Origin of the sequence: Fuerstiella sp. (genome assembly GCA_022447225.1) — a bacterium.
Lineage (GTDB): Bacteria > Planctomycetota > Planctomycetia > Planctomycetales > Planctomycetaceae > S139-18.
This window is the reverse complement of the sequence record JAKVAZ010000011.1, coordinates 241374-267955: the sequence shown is the minus strand read 5'-3', so window position 1 is coordinate 267955 and position 26582 is coordinate 241374. Positions and strand designations below refer to the sequence as shown.

Here is a 26582-nt window from a genome sequence, read left to right as displayed (position 1 = left end):
AGATCTTCCGGCTTTCATTGTCTTCAATAGCGGAAAGAAGGGCCCCAGCTCAGGTAATGGCAGCTGGAATTCCGGGTTCCTGCCTACCATGCATTCCGGTGTAGAGTTTCGCAGCAGTGGTGATCCCGTGCTGTACCTGTCCAGTCCGGAGGGTATCGATGAGACTGTTCAGCGGCAGACCCTGAACGCCGTCAATCAGCTCAATCTCGGACGACTTGATGCCACTGGTGATACAGAGATCGCGACGAGAATCAATTCGTACGAAATGGCATTTCGAATGCAGGCCAGTGCCCCGTCCGCAATGTCGCTTGCTGACGAACCAAAGCATGTTCTAGATTTGTACGGTGCAACGCCAAACGAAACCTCATTCGCCAACAATTGTCTCCTGGCACGGCGTCTGGTCCAGAGGGGAGTGCGTTTCGTGCAGCTGTTCCATGAATCCTGGGACCAGCACGGCAACCTGAAAAATGGAGTTGCCGCCAACTGCCGAGACACCGACCAGGCCTGTGCAGCCCTGATCAAAGACCTCCGGCAGCAGGGCATGCTGGACGACACCATGGTGATCTGGGGCGGCGAATTTGGACGAACTCCGATGGTACAGGGCGGCAGTGACGGACGCGATCACCATCCAAATTCCTTTTCAATGTGGCTGGCCGGGGGCGGAATCAAAGGCGGTGTCACACATGGATCGACCGACGAGCTGGGATTCAACGTCGGCGAGAACCCGGTACACGTTCACGACCTGCATGCCACGATCCTGCATCTGCTGGGATTCAATCACAAACAGCTGACTCATCGCTTCCAGGGAAGGGACTATCGGCTCACAGATGTTCACGGCGAAATTGTCAAAGAAATTCTGGCATAACGCCCGAAGGTCGACTGAGGCAAAACCTCGATGACGAGCTCGAACAAAACTTCCCGAAGTGTTTGATTACGTTCTCCAGAATGTCGATTCCGCTGTCGGTTGATACTCAACTGCCAGGTGCGGTGTTATGAGTCGCTTTTGATTCTGAAAAAGGGACTCGATACCCGCTGCCGTCATGCCGGTGGTCAGCAGGGTCCTCTCCACCGGATAAGGTGATTTGCCTGTCAGAAACAGGGATTCGATGTGATGGACCTGAGGATTAAAGAAGTTCCGCATCGAATAATACGGCAGGTAGGTAAGTACTGAAAACATCTCGCCGCCCTTCAATCGGGCGGCGACCGTACAATCGCCAACAACACCACCGTTTTTTTGGTCCGGACCCGCATGAAACTGAATCATCGTCGCTTTCATTCCGTCGGCGTACTCAAAACGATACGCATATGAACCCGCAGCAAGACGACGAATGTCATCAGTCGTCGGAAAGACGACTCCCCAGTTCTCACGTGGCGGATTGATCGTATTGCTGCGGGACAATGCGGCTTCAAGCAGCCGGGGGTCCCAGCCGCCGCCTTCCCAGGATCCGGACTGCAGCGCGTTCAGAAACCGCTCGCCCCGCAGAGCCTCAACGGCCCGGATGCCCGTCTCGCCTCCGCGGCGGCGTTCGACTATTGACTGCATGGCTTCCAGCACGTGGATATCTCCGGCATCAATTCCCGCGGACCAGACGCCGATGGCTTCTTCGACCTCGGCACCCATGGGGAGATCCTGTGATGGCAATCGACGAGCCACCGGGAGCGATGATCCGGCCATGAACCCGAAGTCCATCTCTCGAGACGTATCCACCATCTCTTTCGCCCATTCCCAGTTCCACGACAGATGTTTGTCGTTGAAGACCGGCGCCGTCCGCCCACTTTGTCGGTACACCTCAACGATCTGCTGAAAATACTCATAACGAGGATAAAGCTTCTGTCCCTTTTCATTGTCCGGATACTTACCGTGTTCACCAATCAGCAGCACGCCGTCGACGTCAAGCGTACTGCCGCCCTGCGTTAACGCCTCAGCAATAGTCGGGTAGATCTTCATGTTCGGATGATAACGGGCTCGATCACGGCTGAGGTCATTGTCCCCAACCTGCTCCACGTACAGCGAAACCACGTCCATCGCCGGGCGGTGGTGACGGCCTTCCCAGCCGTATCCTTCCAGAAAGCGATCAACGATGTGCTGGGAATGCGAGTACTTGTGATAGATCGTGGTCAGCGCAGCGATCCGGGGTCGGCGCTGTTGCATGCCATAAGCGGTCTGTGCCAGCGGCAACGTGCCTGCAACCCCCGCGAGGAAACTACGTCGTGAAAGACTCATAACAACCCTCTCATTCAAACGGTGGACTGTGACACGATTCCTGTCGACAGTCAGTGAATTAATTCAACTGTGACTGCTGTGAGATAAACTCACGGGCACGAGCGATCACTTCCGGAGTGATTCCCATGTGCCCTTTGTCGGGATAGCGATGGAATGTATGAGTAACTCCTGTCTTCCTGAGCGCATCGACCATCAGCAGCGCATTGTCGATCGGAACAGAACGGTCATTGTCGGAATGCAGAATGCACAGTGGTTTCATGTCGCTGGTCACATGGTTAACCGGCGAGGCAAGTCTTCTGGCCTCAACAGCATCGCCCTCTGATGGATTCCAGATATCGCCCCAACTGAGTGTCGTGAGTTCGTAGTTGGCGGCAACACTGATCACAGCACGAACATCGTTGCGGGCCTCTTCCCAGCCACCGGTACGCTCAAAAGGACCATCACCCAGTGTCGCTGCCAGCGATACCATGTGTCCTCCTGCAGACTGCCCGATCAGAAAAATGCGTTCTCGATCGACATTGAGTTCATCGGCATGGGCGTGAACATAGCGAATCGCACACTGCAGATCCTGATAGCACGCCGGAGCCGGACTCGCTCTCACCAGTCGATAGTCAATCGACATTGCAAAGAAACCAAACTCAGCCCACTGCCTGACAACGATCGTTGATGCATCTTTCTTGTGACCGCCATACCAGCGACCACCGTGCACAGAGATAATGGCCGGAAGCGGTTCGTCAACGACAGGATAGGCGACATCTGCCAGCAATCCTGCTCCATGTACCCGTCCGTAAACGATGTCCTCACGGACCACGATCTCTGATGAACGTGCTTCCCCAGCCATCACGAACACCCCGTTCAGGACCAACAAAGCAGGGACCAACAGACGAACCGAAAACCGAATCACTTGCAACTCCCTGAATCATGGGTCCGTTTCCGGACACCCTTTTAGTGGTTGCGGGCAGATTTTTCTGATTCCAGAAATGCCAGCAAATCTACAAATTCCCGCCGCGTCAGTTTCTTTTCCAGTCCCTCCGGCATCGTACTCACCGTTTGCGTAACGGTTTCATCAATATCGTTAGTGGCGATTTCATGAAGTTTCCCCTGATTGTCGCCAAGTACAAGCGTCTTATCAGTTTTCGAGACCGAAATACCGGTCATCACCTGGCCACTGGTTAACGTCACCACCACTGTGGCGTAACTGGGGGCGACAGTACGACTGGGTTCCAGAATTGATTCAATCAGATGGACTCTTGAAAATCGGCTGCCAATACCCGTCAAATCCGGGCCGATGCGTCCGCCTTCAGAACCGAGACGATGACAGCGAATGCAGGTAGATTTTTGTTCATTCCTGAAGATTACACGACCGCGGTCCGCGTCACCATCGCTGGTCAGGGCGTGCAAAATTAACTGTTCGTGCTCCGTCTTCGAACTACGTCGCCGAAACCGTAAATGAAACTGTACCCTCTTGTTTTCACCTGGCTGCACCCGGGCGATCAGCCGACTTGTTCCCTGATTGAATCGTGCAGATATCCGATCTGAGTCCGGCCGGAACCCGGCCGACTGTTCACGGGTATGAATCTGATTACTACCAAGCCATAGATTAAGATAGCCGCCGGCGGACGCCATGATTTCGATTTTTTCGGAACGTTCGAGACGAACCGGAGTCCAGGCCAGCCAGACAGAGTCCCCTTCAGAAGATTTTTGCAGGCTCAGTGTTGCCGGTGAACCTTCGGCAATCACCGGCTGGCCACTGGTGTGTTCCGGTTCAGACAGGCCGGGATTATTCAAATGTCTGAGCAGATCCTCTGCCGATTCCTCAGTGAGCGGCCCCGAAACATTCCAGAAAAGTGGTTGACCGCTGTGTCCCTGGATCGTGGCGATTGCATGCTGGATCTCACCATCAGAATCCGCGAATCGGTTCTGCCAGGTGACAAGTGTCCTGACAACTCTGTTTTGAAAATCAGAAGCCGGATTGCCTGCTGCAGCAGCAACAACGTAATCAATCTGATCAGGTGTTCCGAATGCTTTCAGATATTCCATAGCAGCCAATTGTGTCGGGCGGCGGTCCAGAGCGTTTGATGCTGCAGTAACCGCCCGACCGTCCCGCAGCTGCCGCAAAGAATTCAGACTGGCAGATATCAGAGGATCATCGTCACCCACTGCAAACTCCAGCAACTGATCACTCATTCGAACCACTCCAAGAGGGCCGACGGCTTCTGCAGCGGCCAGCCTGACAGTTCCGTCTGCGTCCCCGATCAGTCGTGCCACCTGCAGACCCGCCTCTTTGTACCCACGTTTTGCAAGTGACCGAATTGCTTCGGCACGAACAGCGGAAGACTTTGAAGACAGTTTTTTCAGCAACAGTTCATCGGCTGTGATTCCAGGACGTGTTCCGGTTTCGCGAATTGCAGACACGAGCACTCGACCGTCTTCCAGGCGTTTCACAATCTGAAAAATCATTTCCTCCGATGTTTCTGCAGGAAACTCTGCCAGCATCGACAACGCTGTCAACCGGCTGGAATCAGCTAAATCCTCTCGAAGGACTGTTTCCAGAACAATCGGTCTTATCAGTTCCGGATCTCTGTTTCGCAGCGCATCCAGAATTCTGTCAACTCGACTGCTGCGGGTATCCTCGCGGAGCCACTGAATCAGCGATGAAATTTCAGGAACAATACCTTCGCGAATCATGCGGCTGAGCACGAAGCTTCGCACGTCCAGGTCGGGGTCCGCAAGGACATCGTTGAGAGCCTCTTCGATGGACTCCGTGCTTTCCCACTCGATCGTTGCCGGCGGGCGAGCAGCCGGGCGAAAGCCCCAGTATGTCCACGGTGCTTTCTTTCTGACGATTCGTGTCAGAGCATCTGCATACTCACGTCGATGTTCGGAATTCATTGCCTCTTTCATGCGCTGGATGAGATGATCCGCCAGGAATCCGGATCGAACTTCAGCGACCGCGTGCAGCGCAGCTTTTCTGAGACGAGGTACATCATCAAGCAAACGCACGACTGCCGGCCAGTTTAAACAGTTGCGAAGTGTCTGCTGTGAGGCATGAGCCACGGCCGGGTCATCGATGGTGAAATGGTCAGCAATCCAGTCAGGTGCCTGTGACCATGCCAGTCTCCTCATAACAATCAGAGCCTCAAGAAGAATTCGCGGATCGGCATCATTCGCGATGCGGGCGATACGCTGCAGGATTTGCGAATCACCATATTCACTGAGCAAGCGATTGTTGATCAGAACCGGATCTGTCAGGTCACCGATGGCGCGGATGGCCTGCCCCCGTACCCGAGGATCGGAATCCCGCGCTGCCAGATCAAACAGGATTTCGGGTACAGAACCGGTCGATGTCCAGGCAATGACCCAGACAGCATGAAGTCGCGCGTAAACATCAAGTTCTCCTGCCTGCAAACCGGAAACAATTTGTGCAGTGGCAGTGGCGCCGCGTCTTTGCAGTTCAAGTTGTGCCCGGACGCGCTGCTGGTAGCCGGCCGAGTTCAGCTGTTCGATAAGTTCAGACGATTCTGTCTCCTCCAGTGGTGAACCTGCATCTGGCTGAGATGCATCGGAGTCAGCGAAGGAAATCCGATAGATCCTTCCACGGCCCCGTTTCGGCCTCTGGCCGTCGCACCAGTCGGCAACCAGCATTGATCCGTCCCGGTCGACGACGAGATCAGTTGGTTTAAAACCATAGGGATCGTCACTGGCGCCTATGGCAAAGTCTGTTTCGGTCATCGACTCAAAACTGCTGCCCCGGCGTGTGCGGCGATACCGCACGACTCCCCGACCCCATTCGCAGAAAAACAAACTCTCTCGGTACTCGGGAGGGAAAGCCGTTTCAAGATAAGCAGTACCGCCGGCAGAAGACCCCCGTCCCAGATCAGCCAGGGGCGGCATGGGTTCGTCCGGTCGTTCGTAGTAATGATACGGATAGCCGTGATCCGAACCAAAGAAACAGTGACAGACACGAATCATGTAATCACCGCCATCGTTCTCATTGTCGCGTACGAAAACGTTGAGTTCATCGTCAAGTGCCACGTCATAAATATTGCGCAGACCTGTCGAAAACACATGCAGGTCGGATCCGTCGATACGACACCGCAGGATTCCTCCCTGCCGAAACAGCAGGCGATCACCTTCCGGGCGCTGTACGTCACAGCCGCGATCTCCCAGGGACAGGTAAAGCCAGCCGTCATGCCCGGCGACAACCCCGTTGGCACAATGCAGACGATTGTCGTTCTCTTCCGGTGGCAGGCCCAGTCCCCGAATCAGGTCACGTCGTTCGTCGGCGATCCCGTCGCCGTCCGTATCGCGCAGTCGGGTCAGGACAGGAGCATGCATAACGAAGACACTACCGTCGTGGAACGCCAGTCCCTGAATCGAATTGAATTCATCAGCGTAAACCGTGGAACGGTCGGCGTAGCCGTCTGAGTCAGAATCTTCGACGAGCCGGACTTCGTCGCGTCGAATTATTTCAACGCCCAGTCCCGTCATATAGTCATGGGCAACGAACGCAGATCCGAACCGGGGACCGATGGCGATAACAGACGGATATTCAATCAGTGGATCACAGGCAAACAAAGTTGCCCGGAAACCATCAGGAAGAATCAGTGGCGGAAACCGTTGTTCTGTGTCCGGACCGGTCGCTGTGTGGATTGCAGAAAGCTGCGTCTCCTCCTGGGCTTTCAACATTCCGGAAAGCGCCACTGAAGCTGAAATAAACAGAATACCGGAACAGAGCCATCGTCGCATCACGGGGCTTTCGGTCTGTTGTGTCTCAGAACCCCCCGACAGAAGATCCTTTCAGGGTTCCTGATCAATCGTTCTTCCGTACATGTGCCGGTGAGAACGGTCAAACAACAGCATAAGAAAATTCATTCCCGTTTACAGCAGGCACTCATATAAGTCAGGTCAAAGGAATCGATCGCATCCCGGTTTGAGTGTTGACAGTCCCTCCGTTATTCTCAGGTTTGTGCCGGAAAAAAATCGTCTTGTGCCGGGAGGGACATCCCCGGTAACACCGGAAATCATGTCGTCTTTGGCACTGCTGGCAATTGACTTTGCAGACGTGCACAAGACAATCTCGCAACTTCAGACGTGACACCTCCCTTTCCAAACACATCCCTGCCATGTACGAACACACCTCACATCGCCGGACTTCACGACGTCAATTTATCGGAACAACTGCTGCCGCCGCCGCTGTTGCGAGATTCTCATGGGTTGCTAAAGGAGCCCCCACCGAATATGCAGGACTGAACTCGGATCGCTATCTCGGCAAAGTTCAGGTGCTCGCGCACGTCCAGGACGAAGTGGTCTTCACGGAAGGCCCGGCTGTAGACCGAGCCGGCAACGTGTTCTTCACGAACGTACCTGCCAGCCGTATTCTGAAATGGACCCCACACAGCAGGGAACTGTCAGTCTTCCGATCTGACTCACACGGAACAAACGGACTCTATTTTGCACCCGATGGAAGTCTGCTGGCGTGTGAAGGGGAGGCTGGACGTGTCACGCGGACCAATTCAGTAACAGGTGAGATTGAAGTACTCGCCAACGGCTATGGAGGAAAGCCACTGGCTAAACCCAATGACCTCTGCATGGATGATCAAGGACGCATTTATTTCACATCACGGTCGTCTGTCACGGATCCTGCGGGTGAAAATGTTAAAGCGGTTTACCGCATCGACACAGACGGGTCGATCCATCAAATCCTGGCGTGGCCGGATGTTCATATGCCAAACGGGATTGTCACGTCACCTGACAACCGACAACTGTACCTGATAGAAGCTCATCCCGACGCCAATCATCATCGGGATATTCGCGTCTATGATCTCAACGCAGACGGCACCGTGACAAACGGACGTGTATTGATTGATTTTTACCCCGGGCGCAGTGGTGACGGGATGTGTATCGATGCCGAAGGAAATCTCTATGTCGCAGCCGGTCTCCATGACACGCGAAACACAAGTGAAACGCTTGATACACAGCCAGGAATTCACGTTGTCTCACCAACCGGTAAACTACTTGCCTTCCGGGAGACACCGGAAGACACATTGACGAACTGTACTTTTGGTGGAAGTGACCTCAAGACACTTTATATCGCCTGCGGATCGCATCTGCTGAGTCTCCGGACAGAGATTCCTGGCAAGGCAGACTATCGGCCCGACGCGTAGTGTCCGGGACATGCCTCAGTGATTTCTGTTCAGGTATCTTCGCGCGGCGTCCTGATCATTGAATCGGGGCCGCCATGCAATCCGCAACGAATGCTCAGATGAATGGTGATTCTGACATCGCCTCACTGATACCTGCTGGTTTCCTGAAGACAATCGAATCGACGATCAACAAAACCGACCAGTCCCGACTGATAACGCCGCCTTTGGACACTTGGTACATAATCACTCGAATCTGAATCAGTCAACTCATGGCAGAGAGTTCGATGACTGAGCGCAATACTCGTGCAACGTTCGACGTCATGTCGCTCACTCTGCTGGTTGTGGCCAGTATGATTGGAGTCGGTGTCTTTACCACGTCGGGGTATACACTGGCTGCAGTCGGTTCCCCCGCCCGAGTCATTCTGTGCTGGATTCTCGGTGGAGTCATTGCACTGTGTGGGGCTACAGCCTACGGACGTCTGGCATCACTAATGCCTCAGTCCGGCGGCGAATATCTGTATCTCAGTCGTACCGTACACCCACTGGCCGGGTTCCTCGCCGGCTGGATATCTCTAACCGCAGGCTTTAGCGGCGCCATTGCCACAGCTGCGGTGGCATTTGAGCAATACGCGATGCCGGACACCGTCAGACCGGTCGGAATTCCCAAAGACACATTGGCTGTAGCAGTCGTCATTCTGTTTGGGCTGATGCATGGTCTCAGACCTGGTTGTGGTCAATTCACTCAAAATGCAGTAGTAGCCGTGAAGGTGGCAGCACTCACGGCGTTTCTGGCGGTCGCCGTCTTTAAAATCGGCGTTCACGACTGGAATTTTTCAGCGACTGAGAATTCACCGGCGACAATACGCAGGTCGCTGACCGCTATTGCCAATTCTCTGGTGTGGATATCATTGAGCTACGCAGGATTCAATGCTGCTATTTATGTGGCAGGTGAGTCGCGGGAAGCGGCGCGCATAGTTCCTAAAGCATTGTTACTCGGGACTGCCGGAGTATCGGTTTTGTACGTTCTGCTGAATCTTGCCTTTGTCACCGCAACGCCGACGTCCGCAATCGTCGGTCAGGGCCCGGTCGCGGCGATTGCGGCAAAGGCCATTGGAGGACCAAACCTGGAACGACTGATTCGTTTCACCGTCTCACTGGGACTGTTGTCTTCCATCTCGGGGATGATCATGACCGGACCCCGGGTTTATTCTCAAATGGCTTCTGACGGTGTGTTCCCGACGGTCTTCTCTATGGAGCAACGCGGCCCGGGACTGTCCATCGGTCTGCAGACCGCAATTGCAGCGGTGCTGATTGTTATCCAGCACTTGCTTGTGAGTACCGGACTGCTGGAAAGTTCACTGCTGGGATTGTTCATCTATCTGGGAACGACACTTTCAGTATCCTCTGCATGCTGCGCCGCTACCGTATTTCTGCCGGGAGTCCGCAAACAACTCGACTCGTGCAGTCCTGCGGGAGACATCGCATGTTTCATTTATGTAGCAGCGACACTGGTTTCAGTCATTGTGATGGCGGTCAGCCACCAGGTCGACGGAAAATCGCAGGGCATCTGGCATTTGAGTGGAGCGGTCCTTACCCTCATAACAGGAGGAATCGCCTGGAGGGTCTTCCGCAGTCATATCGCAGGATACAACCGCTCGTAGCAGTTCCTCATAGTTCAAACAGTCTGTAGCGCTACGCAGCTTTCTTTGAGGTCCGTTTTTTGCGGCGAGGTTCAGACTTCCAGCGGCGGTGAATCCAGAAATACTGTTCAGGTGCCCGGCGAATGAGTTGTTCCAGTGCTGTGGTATAGGCCTGTGTCAATTCCTGCAGCGCATTTGGGCTGTCAAAATCACGACTGTCAATGACAGCCTGAGTCGCCAGTTCAAACGGAACCCAGTTGGTTCGAGTCGAACCAGTCCGCGGTAGTCGCAGTCCCCCGCCCACAACAATCATGGCATCATATTCAATCGCCAGCAGAGCAATCGATTTGAACGTGGACGCCGGACGTCCAAAGAAGTCGACAAAGAGACCGCGACCTCCGGCATCCTGATCACACAACAAGGATGCCATGCCACAGGTTTCCAGGGACCTGGTCAGATCGGTCCCTCCCCCCTTCTTCGAAATAATCCAGTTTTCGCTGGATTCCCGATAGTCCTGAAACCACTGATGAAGCCAGGGGTTGTCCAGGTCTCGAGCAATCACTCCCATGGGAAAACCGAAATGACCAAAGGTGGTCACGGAGATCTCCCAGTTACCAAAATGACCACCCAGAAAGATAACCTTGCGTCCCGACAGGACTGCGGCAACACATTTTTCCCGCTGGAAGAAGTTAAGAATGAGCATGGACGTTTCCTGCCGCAGCCGGCGCCGAATTTGAGTGATTTCAATCACCATCCGAAACAGGTGTTGCCACATCCCCAGTATCATTTTGTCGATTTGCTGCTCAGACAAATCTCCCATAGCCTGACGAATGTTGTCGGCGGCGACCTGGCGACGATTGATCTTCGCCGGCAGTCGATGAATCAACAAAGCAAACACATCACTCACTCGCTCGGCCGTTCGGAGCGGGAGTGACTGAATCAGGAACACCACCACACAGAAAAACACGTATTCCAGTCGGTGTCGCACTTGAAAGGCATCCATGCTACACATTCCCGCAGGGACGGTCACTGATTCAAGCAGGGCTGAATGACTATCCAATGTTTCAGACCAAAACCTGAAAATCTCCGGTATCCATACACATGTATCAAATTCTGAGTCTTTGTACGTCGGTCATATGAATGACAGAGTGACATAACTTCTGAACGTAAACACAGCAATTCTAGTGGTTTTACCAGGTCACTCACAGAGGACTCCGTTTTCGATTCACCGCCTTTCCTGGAATACCGCAATTCGTATGGCTCTGCAGCAGCAATCGCGACACAATACATTCATGAAGGCACTCTTTCGGCGAATCATCTGGACTATTGTAATCGTTCTGGCCGCGTCCCCCGGGTCCTGTCTGGAACCTCAGCAGGGCCACGTTGTGTTTCCGGAATCTCCGGAACTTGACGGTCCCTACCGCCTTGAAATTCGCGTGCTGGCCGGCAGTCGTGCAGCAACCCGGGTACGAGACCGAGACTGGTCAAAGTTATTCCGCAGCGCCGGGTATCGGGTCACCATTGCCACTAATGATGGTAGAGACAGACCTGGAATCCGCTACCGGACACGTAACCGGCGTGTCGTTGAAGTGATCGGACTACTGGACCGTTCAGGTGTATTGAATCTGGGACAGCGCAGATTCCGACTGAATGACACTCCTCAGTTGAAAACGTTTCTTGACGACCTTGCCCGATACGGACCGGAAGGTCCGACTCGACTGCGTCCCGCCTGGGGGCTCTCGGTCTCTCAGTATGAAGAAGTACTCAAACTTCTTGCAGTAAAAAGCCCCAAAGAAGTCGAACTGTCCTCACCTGAATCTGTCACACAAGCGCTCAACCTGCCATCCGCGTTCACCGTCACCAGAACTGCCGAGTCACACACACACAGCGCAGTTTCGGCACAGGATCATGCTGTACCGACTATCGACCTGCGTCCAGTCAGCAGCGGTACAGGTCTGGCGATCGCCCTGGCACAGTTCGGTCTGGGTTTTCGAGTCATGCAGCATCCTCGCAAAGGTTTGCTGCTTGAGATCGATGCAGGGGATGAGTCCAGCAATCTGTGGCCGGTTGGCTGGAAGAATCAGAAAAGTGTGACAGCGATCCTGCCCAGGATGTTTAGACGGGTGACAGTGGATTTGCCGGACGAAAACGTCTCCGATGTCATTGATCGCATCGCTGATCTTGTCGAGATCCCGTGCTTTTGCTCTTATCAGCAACTGGCCACAGACGGCATTCAATTCGAGCAGATCAGATATTCAGCACCTGTCGAACGGCGATCCCCGTCCCGAGTGCTGCGTTCGATTGCCGGTCGACACAGAATGGGAATTGAACCGCGTACCGATGAAGCGGGACAACTGTTTCTTTGGTGTACAACAGCGGGCAATCAAAAAGCCTGGAAAACCCGTTTTGCTCAGGTGGTACCAGCGAACAATCAATAGCAGATTTTCTGCTGTAATCGGTTTCTCCTCAATCTGCCGACCGGCACACTGTTTCCGGAACCTGTATTCGTAACCGGTCAGGCGATTCGTCATAATCACACATACCTGTCACTGTGATACAGTGTGTCCCTCCAAGGCAAAGCAGCGACCCGACCGGCGTTGACGGCGCAATCTGCTACAAAATGGGGGATGCTGAATGTGATCGACTGCAGACGCATCACAGTCATACGCGTCGTGGTGCGGTTACCTCCGCGACATCACGTACAAACATAATGTCGAAAAGTGATTCAGAGACGACCGAGGTATCTCATGCCTGCAATACGAGGATTCATTCCGGCTCTGTTTGTGTTTTCAACCGCGATCGCGCTCGCAGATACTCCTGGCATCGTGTCCACACAGTTCCTGAACGGTGAAAATCCAACGACTCCTTCCTGTCATGCATCAACGATCGAGGAAACACCAAATGGCCTCCTCGCTGCATGGTTTGGGGGGGCCCATGAAAACAATCCCAATGTTGGTATCTGGGTTGTTCGAAACATCAATGAAAGATGGACGACTCCGGTTGAGATTGCCAATGGTGTTCAGTACGCACGAACGAATGGTGGGGTTCATCGCCATCCAACCTGGAATCCGGTCCTGTTTCAGTATCCAAACGGACCTCTGATGCTGTTCTATAAGTGTGGCCCTTCGCCGCGCACATGGTGGGGTATGGTAATGTCGTCTGCCGACTGCGGTGAGACGTGGACAACACCTGTTCGCCTTCCTGAACATATTGACGGACCGGTTCGCAACAAACCGATCCTGCTGAACGACGGAACTCTGCTCTGCGGCAGCAGTACCGAGTATGACGGCTGGCGAGTCCACTTCGAATTCACACAGGACCACGGGGCGACCTGGCAACGGACCGCAGCAGTCGGTTCCGAAAAAAAAATGGAAGCCATTCAGCCGACATTCCTGCGGCATCCGAGCGGTCGTATTGAAGCACTGTGCCGAAACCGAGACGGAAACGCCCGAATCCTGACCACGTCCTCGGCCGACTCCGGAAAGACCTGGACAAAACTCAAAGAAACGTCATTACCTAATCCCGGTTCAGGAATCGATGCTGTCACGTTGAGAGACGGTCGACATTTATTAATCTACAATCACACGAACAGGTCCGGAACAAAACCTCGTGGCCGCGAAATGCTCAACGTCAGTGTGAGCGACGACGGTGTGACCTGGAAGGCAGCTGCGATCCTTGATAATGAACAACAGTCGGAGTTTTCGTATCCGGCCGTGATTCAGTCGTCTGACGGAACGGTGCACGTAACATACACCTGGAAACGAAAGCTCATTCGCTATGTCAGGATCGATCCGGCACGCCTCGTATTGAAGCCATATGACGGAAATCAATGGCCGTTTTGACAGACTGTGTTTCTGTTGATGTGTCCACCTCCATCCGGACACAGTACGCATCTGTCCATGGAGGTTAAATCCATAAAACACCAGCAGTCAGGCGGTAAAGAAGACCTGACGAAATAAGACGGCATCAGCCAACAACCGTCGTCGTTATTTACACATGACAGTCATCTGTTAAAAGACCGCGCAACATTGGGAGCAAACTGCCGTGACTTTGTTGTACATGGACGACGTTTTCTTACAGCACGATACCGGAGATCATCCGGAATCTGTCACCCGGATGGAACATATTCACGGTCGATTACATAAGAGTCGACTGCTGGATCATGTCGTTCGCCTCCCCGTGGTGGAGGCTTCTGATAATGATTTACTGACCTGCCACAGCCTGGATCATCTGGAAAGCCTGCGTACAACTGCAGCAACCGGGGGAGGGCGGGTTGAGCGCGACACAGTGATGAGTCGTCAGTCGAATCAGACTGCGAGAATTGCAGCCGGGTCCGTCGTGGATGCTGTCGAACGAACGGTTCAGGGGGAACACCAACAATCACTGTGCCTGGTACGTCCCCCCGGACATCATGCGCTCAGGGACGCTCCCATGGGATTTTGTCTGCTGAACAATGTGGCGATCGCAGCCAGAGCGGCTGTCGAACGGCTGGGTTTGTCGCGAGTACTGATTGTGGACTGGGACGTCCATCACGGAAACGGGACCCAGGATGCCGTGTACGAAGACGAACGGATTACGTTCTTCTCGGCCCACCGGTTTCCATTCTATCCCGGAACAGGTCGTAAATCGGAGACGGGTCATGGTGCCGGACTGGGAACCGTGTTCAATCTGCCGCTGAAGTTTGGAATTTCACGATCCGACTATCTGTCTGCATTTGAAACAGAACTCTCCAGGGCGGCTGACCACTGTCGACCGGAATTGGTGATCATCAGTGCCGGTTTCGACGCTCACGCAGAAGATCCAATTGGCTCCCTTGGCCTGGAATCAGAAGATTTCGCCCGTTTAACAACGCTGGTCTGTCAGGTTGCAAAGACTCACGCTTCGCGACGGCTGGTGAGCAGTCTGGAAGGTGGATACAACGTCGAACGACTGGCAGAATGTGTGGAAGTGCACCTAACGACGCTGCTGGATCAAGGATGAGTATCCTGATTCAGTCAGATGATCCCGAAGCCTGTTGTGCGACACAGTTTCGAATCAGTGTCACTTCATTACCCACGCTGTTGAACTCCACAGAATCCATAACCAGATACATCAACGGCAAGCCCCGACCACCTTCACTCTCCAGGCTAAGTACATTCGGATCGATCGTCGACGTGTCAAATCCCTGCCCATCGTCCTGGACAATAAATCGTGCCTGCTGCCGGGAGATCTCTGCAGTGAGACGAATTCGACGCTCACACCATGGCTTCTGATTCCAGCGTTCTGCGAATAACTGGTTCCTTCGAACGTGGTTCGGTCGGGGAACTTCCAGACCAGTGTCCATATTGCCGTGGAACAGTGCATTGGACAAGGCTGCATCCAGAGCCAGGGCAACACGGATGCGTTCGGTTTCATCCGACAGTGGCAGACAACGCAGCATGCACTGCAGGTGAGTAACCACCAATCCAATCTGTGATGGATCATTACTGAGTGTGAACAGCTGACTGCAATGTTCCAGCCGATGCATCAACTGCGGTGAAACCATCGATTCCTGTTTTGCGACGATGATGCGCTGAACAGTGCGAACCAGGTCTTCAGCCAGCCGACGTTTGGGGACGTAGTCGGTTGCTCCCGCCTTCATGGCATCTGCCGCGAGTTCTTCAGAGCCCTGCGCTGTCATCAGCACGACAGGAATCATCGGATGGTCTTCCTTGATTGACCGCAACAGCTCAAGTCCATCCATTCCAGGCATCTTTAGATCAGTGAGTACGATGTCGGGCCTCTGCGCTTCAATGTAATCGAGGGCAACCTGACCATTTTCCGCAGTCTGTACTTCACAATTCAATTCACTGCTCAAAAGTTCGCTGATCAGTGTCCTGTCAGTGAGCGCGTCGTCGACGATGATGATAGAGCTCATTTGAATCACCCGGTCCTGAAGAAAACGTTTACAGCTGCTCCAGTAGTCATCAAAGGTGTTGATTCAACGTGTCTGCGGCTGGTTGCACCTCGATAGCGGTGCCGCTTGTTACTGATTTTTCCAAGCAAACCAATACCCCAACTCCGGCCTCATTTCCCGGCAAAACAGGAACCCCTGAAATGTGTCCGCAAAGTCCGCCGAAAACACTTCAATGACATTTCTAACAAACGGTAACCGCCGTTGATCGCCACCAATGCCTGGTTTCAGATCACTTGGTCACGTGTAGAAACATTGTTTCTGACAGTCACAGGTTGAAACAGGTTTGAGGTGATCCACAGGAAGTACAAAAACTCAACTGCAAATAGTGTCAATAGTTTCGCCGAAAAACCTGTCTCCGACTGGAATCGTACAGCCAAAGACTCCGTCTTACTTTTCATCACAGGCCGCTGCTGCCTTCTTGACCATGGTGACTTCATTACCGCTTTCATTCCAGATGACTTCGTCCATGAACAGCCGCATCAGCATTACTCCCCGTCCGTGGGGTTTCAGTAAATTCTCCGGGTCGGTCGGGTCCGGTAACGTTGCGGGATCAAATCCACTTCCTTCGTCACGAACAGTAACTCGTGCGCATTCACGGGTCACCACTGCATTAACGTAGACATACCGGTCTTTCCAGGGTGAAACTTCAGAGCGTTCATCTGCCAGAGATTCAAACAGATCTCCGTCCTGTTCACGTAGAGCGGAATCAAGCTCCAGGTTACCGTGCAGACACGCATTCAGCAGTGCCTCTTCCAGTGCGATTCCCAGTCGCAGAAGTTCCTGTGCGGGACATATATCAGAGTCCTGAATCCTTTGTCGCAGGAAACCGGCTGTGGCCGACATGAGCAAACGCCGACTCTGCAGTTTAAATTCGTATTCATCAAGCTCCTGACGACGTAACAGATCCCAGCGAGCCATGTCAGTGGCTCGCCTTGCCAGCAGTCGTTCCGCCAGAGAGTTCAAATTTCCAGCCGACGACTCCCGATTCAAATATCCGGACACGCCCTGCTGAAACGCTTTAACAACGAGCTCTTCGCTGCCCTGTTGTGCGATCAGTATCACCGGAACACGTGGGAATTCCGCCTGAAATTTTTCCAGGAACACCAAATCGTCCGGTTCCACAGTTTGCAGTCCTGTTACAACCAGATCGATGTTCTGGGCAGCAACAATCCCAAACACCTCTTCGCCACAGGCTGATGTTTGAATTCTGCGAGTGGTGTCCACGGACAGCAGTCGATCAAGCCTGGCCGACTCAGCTTCGGAATCATCAACAACAAGAATGGAGGCCACTTCGTCATTCCGTCTGGGGCTGGTGAGTGCTGACTAACGGATCTCGGCACCCGAATTTCGTGCTTCACACCGCTCCCGGTGTTATGAGTTCTTTGGTGAGACCAATCCGATTGCCACTGCTGTTGAATTCGATACGGTCCATGTTCCGACGCATAATACGAAATCCATTTCGTAGTTTCGATTCATCGACGGTACTGGTATCAAACCCTGCCCCCTGATCTGTAACCACAACACACAAACGTTCTTTAGAAATTGAAAGCTCCACTTTAATCATCAACTGGGCCACTGCCCCCGACTCCGCGCTGTCAACCGACCCATCAGACTCAAACGTCCCGGAACGGGTTTGGCTGCCATGGATATGTGCATTCATCAGGGCTTCGCGAACGGCATCGGTAACCTGTTGAACCTCATTGTCCGTTAGAGACCTCAGAGTTTCCAGACGTTCACGAATCAGATGCAGCAGCGCTTCAATTTGCTCCAGGTCACTTTCGATCCGAAAATTGGTCTGACTTCTGACAATATGGGAGACTACCTCACGAGTCAGTGTCGACTCCCGCACGCCTCTCAAAACATCGTCCACAGCAGGAACAAGATCATCTGCAAGCCGTCGTTTCGGAACGTAATTAACGGCACCCAGTTCCAGACTTTTCGCGGCGATTTTATCACTACCGGGAGCAGTGATCAGAATGACCGGGACACCCGGAAAACGCCGCCCCACCTCTGTGATGAATGGCTCGTCTGGCATTTCGGGCATAAAAAATTCGACCACAACCACAGTTACGTTTTGACTGGCAAGTATTTCCAGCCCTTCAGCAGCGGTAGACGTTTCCAATACGATCCAATTCGGTCGTTCGACCGCCAGAAGGCGGGTGACCAGGGTCCGATATGTCAGAGAGTCGTCCACCACCAGGACCGTTGTTCTGCTCGCGTCAATCTCGTCCCGCATCACAGATTCCCGATGGTTATGCAAAAACGATCCTGTTTCATCATCAAAACAGTATTAATGAACTCGTCGTCAACGCAGCAGATTCCAGATCACAATGTACGGAGAAATTGTCTGCCACACGGAAACTGTAATTCCATGTGCCACCGCCGCACCTAAATCGGAACCCGCTGCTACACTCGTAAACTGCTCAGCATCGCAGGGTAGCATTTGCTGAACTCCTCGCAATATCGTCGAAGTCCCTCCCGTGTGTCCAGATCGAGAAAATCCGACGGACTGCAGCATCTCACAGACGATCACCCGCGAAACATGGTTTACCACCGGTCTCCGCTCGAGCTAAACGACCATGTTGAGTGATTCTCTCTGTGAAATTTCGCTTTGGCCAGATGGATAGTTGGAATGCGGCCTTCCGGATCTTTTTTGCACCGCATCCCAAAATCCCGCATGACAAGATCTCCCTCCGTGATTGTTATCACTTCTTCCTGAAACTCAGCGCACCGTCGACCGATCAATGAAGGACGGAAAACTGCATCTGAATCAATTCCACAGCAGGCGCAGTGAGGTGACAGGGGATGGAGATCAGATTTCGGTTGGTGCGGGCTCCGCCTCATTCTCCGGATGAACTTTGTCCCAAAATAACAACACAAAGATCGCGAGGATCATTGCGGCCAGAATCGAGGGAAACATCCAGAAGTTCCTCCATTGGATCATGGTTGCGTGAAGCAGTTCAGAATCAAGACCTGCGGGAAGACTGCGCGAAAACAATTGAGAAAACGATTCCAGGAATCCGACGGTGTCTTGTTCCCCGCGAGCAGCCGTGAGCGCATCCGTATATTCTTTTCCTTTGGTAACCTGTTCTCCGTATTTTCCGATAGTCCATCCAAAATCGACTCCCTGCCACGCGGCCGCGGCCATGATCTTGTATCCAAAAAACATGCCAATGCCCTGAGTGAGAAACACCAGCAGCCCCTGCGCCTGACCACGGATGGCGACGGGCGCCTTTTGGTCGGTGTACATAAATCCGGTAACAAAAAAGAAGTCGTAACAAACTCCGTGAAGTGCCACTGCAAGCAGCAGCATCCATGTCACCTGATCAGGAGCACCCAACGCAAACAGGGCATAGCGCACGACCCAACAGATCATTCCAACCGAGATCATGAGTTTCAGTCCCAGCTTCCGGAAACAGAACGGGATGAGCAGCATGAAAAATATTTCCGACATCTGGCCGATCGTCATCGTCGCTGCGGATTCCGCGAATCCCGCCTGATTCAAAAATGTGGATGTCATACCGTAGTAGTAAGCCAGGGGAACACAGATCAGAGTGGAGCAAATCGCGAAGACAAGGAAGTTAAAATCGCCCAAAAGCTTCAACGCATCCACCATGAAAAGTGACCGCAAGTCCATCGGCTTCCCCTTCAGCGGAGGAGGCGTGTTCGGCAACATGAAGCAAAACATTCCCAGCAAAAACGAACTCCCGGCTGCAAGCCAGAAAATATTGAAACTGTTGGACCAGCCAAGAATTCCAACCAGCAGCCCGGCCGCAATCCAGCCGATGGTTCCCCACACCCGAATCTTTGGAAAATCTGACTGCTTTTGGATGTGGGTAAAAGCGATCGTATTACCAAGTCCGAGCGTGGGCATGTAGCACAGCAGATGTCCCAGGATCATCCAGACAATGGTTCCACCGTTTGCAGTTCCCCCGGCTGCCAGACCGGGGATCATCAACAGGATTGCTCCTCCGACCAGCATCAGGACACCCATCACTTTTTCCGAAGGGAACACACGGTCCGCAATCAGGCCGAGAAACAAAGGAGAGAGTATTGCAGCGATTGGCGCAGACGCGTAGGCATCCCCGATGATGTCTCCCAACCCGGCAGTATCCAACGCTGCCGCCAGGGTCGCAAACCAGGCCCCCCAGACAAAAAACTGCAGAAACATCATTACAGAAATGAGGGTCACGGCCGTCGAAGGAGCCATGGATGGCGAAGACGAGGCTGAATATGCATTGTTATCGTGTTCGGAACTCTGAGAGGTTTCTGCCATCGTGTTCTGTGCCGCCGTCTGTTGATGGACTCAGCCGCAGAGCCAGTCTCTGCCGTTCAGTGAGCAAGAGATCATGACAGGCTCAAGGACGTCCGACAACCAAACGCGGGACAGACAGAGCAACCCGCCGTTCACGTACAGCCCCTTATCTGCCGGGATCGGCTGTCGCCCCGATTCACAGAAACTGTGTATCGCCTCGATCTTTCAAAATCTCAAGCAGTTCTTTGATGCGTTCCGAGTCGTCACGACGCGCAACAAGGGTTGCATCCCTGGTGTGCACAATGATGCAGTCTTCCATTCCAAGTGTGGCAACCAGATGATCGTCTGTGGTCCGAATGATGCAATTCTTTGAATCGATCGAACGCACGAGCCCATCGGCTGCAGTCCCATCCTCGTCTGTACCCAGAAGACGAGGTACGGCCAGCCAGCTTCCAACATCGTCCCAGCTGAAAGGAGCTTCGATCACGCATACCTGATCAGCACGTTCCAGTACGGCTCGATCGACAGCGATGCTGTTCATCTGTGGAAATTCAACATCGAGAGCGGCGTTGTAATCGTCTGTTCCAATAACTGCGGCGAGACGCATAAGCCGTGAATACGTGTCCGGCTCGTGCTGCTGAAGCTGGTCCAGAATGGTCTTTGCTTTCCAGCAGAAAATTCCACAATTCCAGTAGAAATGACCGGCATCGAGATATTGCTGCGCCGTCTCGGCTGGCGGCTTTTCCCGAAACGATCTGACCTCGAACACGTGTTCAGAGGCACCGAGTCTTTCACCACGTTCAATGTAACCGTAGCCGGTCGACGGAAACGACGGTGGTACACCAAACAGCACCAGACGCTGCGCATCTTGGTCAACCAGGCTGACTGCCGCCTGGGCTGCCACCTGAAAGTCTTCATGCGTTGAAATGACATGGTCCGCCGGCATTACAAACATGATGCCGGAAGGATCCTGCTGCAGCACATGGATTGCTGCCAGGCCGACACAAGGAGCCGTATTGCGTGCTGCCGGCTCCACCAGAACGTTGCAGCCAGGAACATCCGGCAGCTGGGTTCGAGTCTGTTCCACCTGTAACAGATTGGTGACGACCCAGGACTGATCAGCGGCGATCATTCCGTCGCAACGATCATAAGTCTGCTGAATCAACGTTCGGTTACCGGACAACGTCAGCAGCTGCTTGGGCATTTTGACGCGACTTTGAGGCCAGAAGCGGGTTCCGCTGCCGCCGGCCATGATCACTGCATGAAGCATCGAATCTCCTGGGACTTTTGATACGGACTCAAGACCGTCCGGCAAACGGGGTTCCGCAAATCTGACGTTTGACGAGCCACCCGTTAACACCGACTCAGGTTCCTGACGACACTAAAGGGACACTGAAAACACGAACAGGGAGTGCCGGAATCCATCGGGTGGCTGTCAGCGGTTTCTAGTACTCACGACGCTGACGAGAACTGGGAATACCCATTTTTTTCCGATATTTAGTAATGGTACGACGTGCCAGCTTCAAACCCTTCCCGGCTAGTGCCTCAACCAGCGCATCATCGCTGAGTGGCTTTTTCTTATCCTCGCTGTCAATCAGTTCCTGGAGACGGATTCCTATCGTTTCCCAGGCAATATCCTCTCCGCTGGACGTCTGAGTTCCATGCTTGAAGAATCGCTTCAATGGAAACAGACCGCGCGGCGTCTGGATCCATTTTTCGTCAACGGCTCTCGAAACAGTTGTGACATGTACACCCACTCGATCAGCAATTTGCTGCATCTTGAGCGGTGCAATGTGCTCCGGTCCGTTGTCAAGAAACTCGATCTGATGATCGATAATTTCCTGGGCCACTTTTTTCAGAGTACTGTAACGCTGTTCAATGGCTTCAATCAGCCATCGAGCCGATTCAACTTTCTTCTTGATCCACTCCTTCGTTTCCGCAGTCGGGTTTGCCTGCATCATCTTCTGATAACGAGGGCTGATTCGCAGCTCAGGTATATACTCATCCAGCAGTTTGACAACGTACCGGCCCGTTTCGTCCTTTTCCAGGGACAGATCCGGTGTGACACGCTGAACGGGACGTTGCTCGAAACCTCGCCCGGGATACGGATTCAGCGTCTGAATCTGCTCTATCCCGACCTTAATCATGTCCAGACTAAAATCGGTCGCCTTTTGAATCAGTGGAAGTCGATTGTTGGCAATGTCTTCCAGATGATCGCCAATCAGTACTCGCATCACATCAGAAAAAGGCATGTGGTCCCGCAGCTGAAGCAACAGCATTTCTTTGTAATCACGAGCACCGACACCCGGAGGATCAAGCTGCTGAATCGTTGCCAGAACAGACTCAGCCTGTTCCTGAGTCAACTCATGGCCCCACGTCCGGTTGAACTGCTGCACAATCTCTGCCAGCAGGCTCTGCAAACGACCATTACGGTCGAGGTGCTGGATCAGAAATTCTCCAAACTGACGTTCGGGCTCGCTTGCTGTCGCGAATGAAAACTGCTCCATCAGATATTCGTGCAGCGACTGTGGTCTGGCCGTCATGTTTGCCATGGCATCGTGCTGACGATCCATGCTGTCACTGATTTGGTTGGATGACGGTCTGGAACCGCCAAAACCAACATTGTCTTCCGGCCAGTCTGATGAAATCTCCAGCAGCCGTTCGAAGTCCGATTCGTTGTTATTGTCCTTGCCGGCAACCAGCTCACGTTCTTCCACGTCCTTCGCCAGTTCGCGACGTTCTGCCGGATCTTCCGACTTGATGACAACATCAGCTTCATCCGTCGGAGCATCGCGATCGCGATCAACGACGTCCAGAGTAACGTTTTCCACCAGCTCCTGTTCAATGCGTTCATTCAGTCCCATCATATTCAGCTGCAGAATCTCCATTGACTGGATCATTCTGGGAGCCAGCTTCATCTGCTGACTCATTTTCATCTGCTGAGAAATATTCAGGTGCATTGTTGTTAAGCGCTACAAACAGTTGAATGACTGATCAGTATGATGACGAACGTCAGAAGTCGGGTGTGGTAGACCTTGATACCACTCTGAAATGCGAAAACCAAAGTTAGTCAGTGACTGATCCGGTTCACACACTACATACCGAATGAAAAAATTTTGAAATTTCTAATCGCATGCCAAATTGTTTTATGATCCGTGTTCCCCCATGTCATTCATGGGACTGGATCTGGTCTGCCGTTCTCTTAACTTTGTTATTTTAGAATGTTCGGCGTCCTCTGAGCGCATCCGCCAGCATCTCGCAATTGGCAAATTCAAGGACACTGCCCGATGCGATCCCACGGGCAAGCCTTGTAATCGTCACATCATCGTTCTGCAGCAGGTTCGTTATGAATAATGCGGTTCCGTCACCGTCGACCGTTGGATTCGTAGCCATCACCAGTTCACTGATGCCGTCGTTTCGAATGCGCTGCACCAGTTGACTGATTGTAAGATCTTCGGGACCGATCCCTTCCAGCGGAGCGATCCGACCGCCAAGGACATGGTAAACCCCCTGAAATGCACCACTTGATTCCAGAGCAACTACGTCCTTCGGCTGTTCGACAACACACACCACACAACGGTCTCGACGAGGGTCACGACACAGACGACAGACATCGTTCTCAGTCAGGTTGAAACAAACCGTGCAGCGTTTGACGTTGGTTTTCACGTCACGAACGGCTTCCACAAGTCGATTCGCTTCAGCACCCGAACAGGACAGGATATAATTGGACAGACGTTCGGCCGATTTACGACCGATACCGGGAAGGCGTGCGAACTCATCAATCAGCCGAGCGACACTTGGACCGTAAGGGTGATCTGACGTGGCTTGATTTCTGTCTGCCATCCGCTTTTGTTCCGTTGATTTTCAGATGCTTCATCATTCGCCGACGGGTCCGGCATCACCCACCAATCCCAAGTTTCGACAACGCCTCATTCAAACCCGGCATATCCATTCCTGCGGCAACATCCGACATCGCTGATGCCGCAGCTTCTTTTGCCTTTTGCAGCGCCTGGTTAGTGGCTGCCGTCACCAGCTCTTCAACCATTTCGTGGTCACCTGTTTCCATCAGGGATGGCTCGATCACGACTGATACAATTTTCATGTCACCTGTCGCTTCGACTTTTACCATTTCGCCTCCGGCGATTCCCACCACCCGGATTCCGGCCACTTTCTCTTTAGCCTGGTCCAGACGGCCCTGCATCTCTGAAGCCTGCTTCATCATCGACGCGATGTTTCCAAGTCCCTTAATCACGACACTTCCTCACTCACTACGAGTCTGATGGTTCCTCAGAGATCTCAAATTCACTCCGCCTCCCGTTTGACGGGAGCATTCATGACACGATCAACTCTGGCCCCAAATACGTCCACAACTTCCTGAACAAATGCATCCAGTCCCGGGTCAACATCGTTTCGATTTGCAACGATCTGAGATTGATCCGCCCGCGAATCTGCCGACGGCTTCGGTGCTGAATGTCCAGCTCCAGATGAAGGATCCTTTTCCGCGGGAAGATCCATCTGAAGAACCGACCGAATCGAAATAACAGCATGAACCCCGGTCAAATTTTCAATCAGCTGTTGAATCGTTGATCGGTGTTCCGGTGTCTCCAGCACCTTCTTTTGAAACTCAAGGGACGAATCCAGCACTAATTCTACCGCGTTTGGCTCAGAAACTGCTAGACGTTCTGTGGTTTTGAGCGCCGCAGACACCGTAAACGGCGCGAGAGAAACCAGTTGTGACAATAATTCTTCGGATGACTGGCTATTAAACGGGACAGTGACAGTCGATTTCTCGGTGGAACTTTGAGAGGGATCTCTCTGCCCCGACAAATCATTCGTTTTTTTTTGAACAGAATCGCTGCTCACTTCCGGCAGTTCAGGCAGCTTTCCGGAGAGCAGATCCCTGATCGCACTCAGATCTTCCAGCAGTGAGATCTGGACCAGAGCCATTTCCAGCAGCACCCTTGAAAAGGTACTCCGCTGCATGCGACTTCTTGCTTCCGCAAGAATCTGAAACGCGGCCATCACATTCGGCAACGTTGCTCGTCCGGCCTGTTCCGCGAGAACCGTACGACTGTCATCACGCACACTGCACAGCGGTACAGTGGTTCCGTCGTTCAATATCACCATCATGTCACGCAGGTATCCAACGCACTGATCCAGCATTTCACCTGGCTGCACACCGGCAGTGAGCGTCTGTTCCAAAATATTGAGAACTTCACCAGGCCGCCGTTGCGTGATACTCTCAAACAGTCGGATCAATAATTCATCGCCGGCTGTCCCCAGCATACGATGAACATCAGCGACCTGAACTGTTCCTTCACTAAACGCCAGCAGTTGATCAAAGAGTGACTGGCTGTCACGCATCGACCCGCGGGCGCGCCGGGCAATCAGCTCGATTGCATCGTCTTCAACTTCAAATCCTTCAGACCGGGCAATCTCTTTCAGTCGCCGGCCGATCGAATCATCTTCAATAGTACCAAAGTCGAAACGCTGGCATCGTGACAAAATTGTATCGGGAACCTTTTCCGGCTCTGTTGTGCAAAACACAAATTTGACATTGGGAGGTGGCTCCTCCAGCGTTTTCAACAGGGCATTGAACGCCTCGCGCGTGAGCATGTGCACTTCATCGATGATGTACACCTTGAAACGGGTTCGCATCGAACGCACGCCAACATTGGCCCGGATACTGCGGATGTCTTCAATACGACGGTTAGAGGCGCCGTCGATTTCCATCACATCCACATCACCTCCGGCGCTGATTCCGTCACAGATTTCGCATTTGTTACAGGGCACACCGTCCTGAACGTCGGGACAGTTGAGTGCTTTGGCCAGAATGCGCGCAGTAGAGGTCTTTCCCACGCCACGGGCGCCGGTGAATAAATAGGCATGTGCCACACGTTCTGAACGAATTGCGTTCTGCAGTGCCCGTGAAACATGCTCCTGCCCCACGACATCACTGAAGGCCTGAGGCCGAAATCGTCGCGCCAGAACGGTATAATGAGAGCCAGTGCTCACGAAAGTGACCCATGGTGACTGAAACGGTGCCGAATATTCCACACGAACAAGTTTGTATTGTTGTCGATTTCCGATCGATCATCCACCGTTGAGTCATTAATATGACGGGTATCTTCGACCCTCCCCGGCACTGCAACAGACCAGACTTCTGATTTGGTTGTGCGGCAGCCCATCATGACTCAATTGACACCTTCATCAATGGCACCTCGCGAAAACGCTGAATTTGTGTCACACTGGAAACGTATCAGACCGGTACTGGAAGAAAACACGGGAACTGGAACAAATGAACGACGAGAACCGGCGCCTGGCCATCGACCGGATGCTGCCCAATTCGCTCAGTAAATCCGTGTCTGACTTGCCAAGACGT

The 26582-nt window shown here is 53.1% G+C and carries 20 protein-coding genes; 7 read left to right on the top strand and 13 right to left on the bottom strand.

From position 1 onward, the window contains the following. On the top strand, positions 1–865 hold an 865-nt coding region (locus MK110_14195; protein MCH2212452.1), incomplete at its 5' end, for a DUF1501 domain-containing protein. A gap of 66 nt (positions 866–931) precedes the next feature. Here the strand turns inward: MK110_14195 and MK110_14190 are convergent. From MK110_14190 to MK110_14180, 3 genes are read right to left on the bottom strand one after another with little or no spacing between them, the layout of a single operon-like run. Beyond that, positions 932–2224, bottom strand: coding sequence for a hypothetical protein (locus tag MK110_14190; GenBank protein MCH2212451.1), 1293 nt, complete (start codon positions 2222–2224; stop codon positions 932–934). Positions 2225–2282: 58 nt separating this feature from the next. After that, positions 2283–3128, bottom strand: a complete 846-nt coding sequence (locus MK110_14185) for an alpha/beta hydrolase (GenBank protein ID MCH2212450.1) — start codon at positions 3126–3128, stop codon at positions 2283–2285. A 41-nt stretch (positions 3129–3169) separates the two neighbouring features. After that, positions 3170–6973 carry a HEAT repeat domain-containing protein gene (locus MK110_14180; protein ID MCH2212449.1) on the bottom strand — a complete coding sequence of 1268 codons (3804 nt, stop codon included), beginning with the start codon at positions 6971–6973 and terminating at the stop codon, positions 3170–3172. Positions 6974–7350: 377 nt separating this feature from the next. Here MK110_14180 and MK110_14175 point away from each other — a divergent pair, with 377 nt between their 5' ends. Together MK110_14175 and MK110_14170 are read left to right on the top strand one after the other, a co-directional pair. Next, positions 7351–8391 (top strand): SMP-30/gluconolactonase/LRE family protein, encoded by a 1041-nt coding sequence (locus MK110_14175; GenBank protein MCH2212448.1) that lies wholly within the window; start codon positions 7351–7353, stop codon positions 8389–8391. Positions 8392–8654: 263 nt separating this feature from the next. Next, positions 8655–10031 carry an amino acid permease gene (locus MK110_14170; GenBank protein ID MCH2212447.1) on the top strand — a complete coding sequence of 459 codons (1377 nt, stop codon included), beginning with the start codon at positions 8655–8657 and terminating at the stop codon, positions 10029–10031. Positions 10032–10062: 31 nt separating this feature from the next. Here the strand turns inward: MK110_14170 and MK110_14165 are convergent, their stop codons facing one another. Further along, positions 10063–11013, bottom strand: a complete 951-nt coding sequence (locus tag MK110_14165; protein ID MCH2212446.1) for a lysophospholipid acyltransferase family protein — start codon at positions 11011–11013, stop codon at positions 10063–10065. A 181-nt stretch (positions 11014–11194) separates the two neighbouring features. On the opposite strand from MK110_14165, the gene MK110_14160 reads away from it, so the two are divergent. The 3 genes from MK110_14160 (at position 11195) to MK110_14150 (ending at position 14990) form a co-directional block, all read left to right on the top strand. Next, positions 11195–12448, top strand: coding sequence for a hypothetical protein (locus MK110_14160; protein ID MCH2212445.1), 1254 nt, complete (start codon positions 11195–11197; stop codon positions 12446–12448). Between the two features lie 309 nt (positions 12449–12757). Further along, positions 12758–13852, top strand: a complete 1095-nt coding sequence (locus MK110_14155) for an exo-alpha-sialidase (protein ID MCH2212444.1) — start codon at positions 12758–12760, stop codon at positions 13850–13852. A 202-nt stretch (positions 13853–14054) separates the two neighbouring features. Continuing rightward, the gene (locus MK110_14150; GenBank protein MCH2212443.1) at positions 14055–14990 is read left to right on the top strand and encodes a histone deacetylase; all 936 of its coding nucleotides are present in this window, start codon (positions 14055–14057) and stop codon (positions 14988–14990) included. A 10-nt stretch (positions 14991–15000) separates the two neighbouring features. On the opposite strand, the gene MK110_14145 is transcribed toward MK110_14150, so the two are convergent. From MK110_14145 to dnaX, 9 genes are all read right to left on the bottom strand, one after another. After that, complete coding sequence (locus tag MK110_14145) at positions 15001–15906, bottom strand: response regulator (GenBank protein ID MCH2212442.1); 906 nt, start codon at positions 15904–15906, stop codon at positions 15001–15003. Between the two features lie 426 nt (positions 15907–16332). Next, positions 16333–17235 (bottom strand): ATP-binding protein, encoded by a 903-nt coding sequence (locus MK110_14140; GenBank protein ID MCH2212441.1) that lies wholly within the window; start codon positions 17233–17235, stop codon positions 16333–16335. 64 nt (positions 17236–17299) lie between these two features. After that, positions 17300–18181, bottom strand: a complete 882-nt coding sequence (locus tag MK110_14135) for a response regulator (protein MCH2212440.1) — start codon at positions 18179–18181, stop codon at positions 17300–17302. A gap of 576 nt (positions 18182–18757) precedes the next feature. Continuing rightward, the gene (locus MK110_14130; protein ID MCH2212439.1) at positions 18758–20221 is read right to left on the bottom strand and encodes an MFS transporter; all 1464 of its coding nucleotides are present in this window, start codon (positions 20219–20221) and stop codon (positions 18758–18760) included. Positions 20222–20396: 175 nt separating this feature from the next. Further along, positions 20397–21470 carry an NTP transferase domain-containing protein gene (locus tag MK110_14125; GenBank protein ID MCH2212438.1) on the bottom strand — a complete coding sequence of 358 codons (1074 nt, stop codon included), beginning with the start codon at positions 21468–21470 and terminating at the stop codon, positions 20397–20399. A gap of 175 nt (positions 21471–21645) precedes the next feature. Further along, on the bottom strand, positions 21646–23130 hold the full coding sequence (gene rpoN, locus MK110_14120; GenBank protein ID MCH2212437.1) for an RNA polymerase factor sigma-54: 1485 nt from the start codon (positions 23128–23130) through the stop codon (positions 21646–21648). A 286-nt stretch (positions 23131–23416) separates the two neighbouring features. Then, a complete protein-coding gene (gene recR, locus MK110_14115) occupies positions 23417–24043 on the bottom strand; it encodes a recombination mediator RecR (GenBank protein ID MCH2212436.1) in 627 nt (208 codons plus the stop codon). Positions 24044–24098: 55 nt separating this feature from the next. Next, the gene (locus tag MK110_14110; protein MCH2212435.1) at positions 24099–24452 is read right to left on the bottom strand and encodes a YbaB/EbfC family nucleoid-associated protein; all 354 of its coding nucleotides are present in this window, start codon (positions 24450–24452) and stop codon (positions 24099–24101) included. A 50-nt stretch (positions 24453–24502) separates the two neighbouring features. After that, positions 24503–26215, bottom strand: a complete 1713-nt coding sequence (gene dnaX, locus MK110_14105; protein MCH2212434.1) for a DNA polymerase III subunit gamma/tau — start codon at positions 26213–26215, stop codon at positions 24503–24505. A gap of 174 nt (positions 26216–26389) precedes the next feature. Between dnaX and MK110_14100 the strand changes: the two genes are divergently transcribed. After that, positions 26390–26557, top strand: coding sequence for a hypothetical protein (locus MK110_14100; protein ID MCH2212433.1), 168 nt, complete (start codon positions 26390–26392; stop codon positions 26555–26557). The last annotated feature ends 25 nt before the right edge of the window (positions 26558–26582 follow it).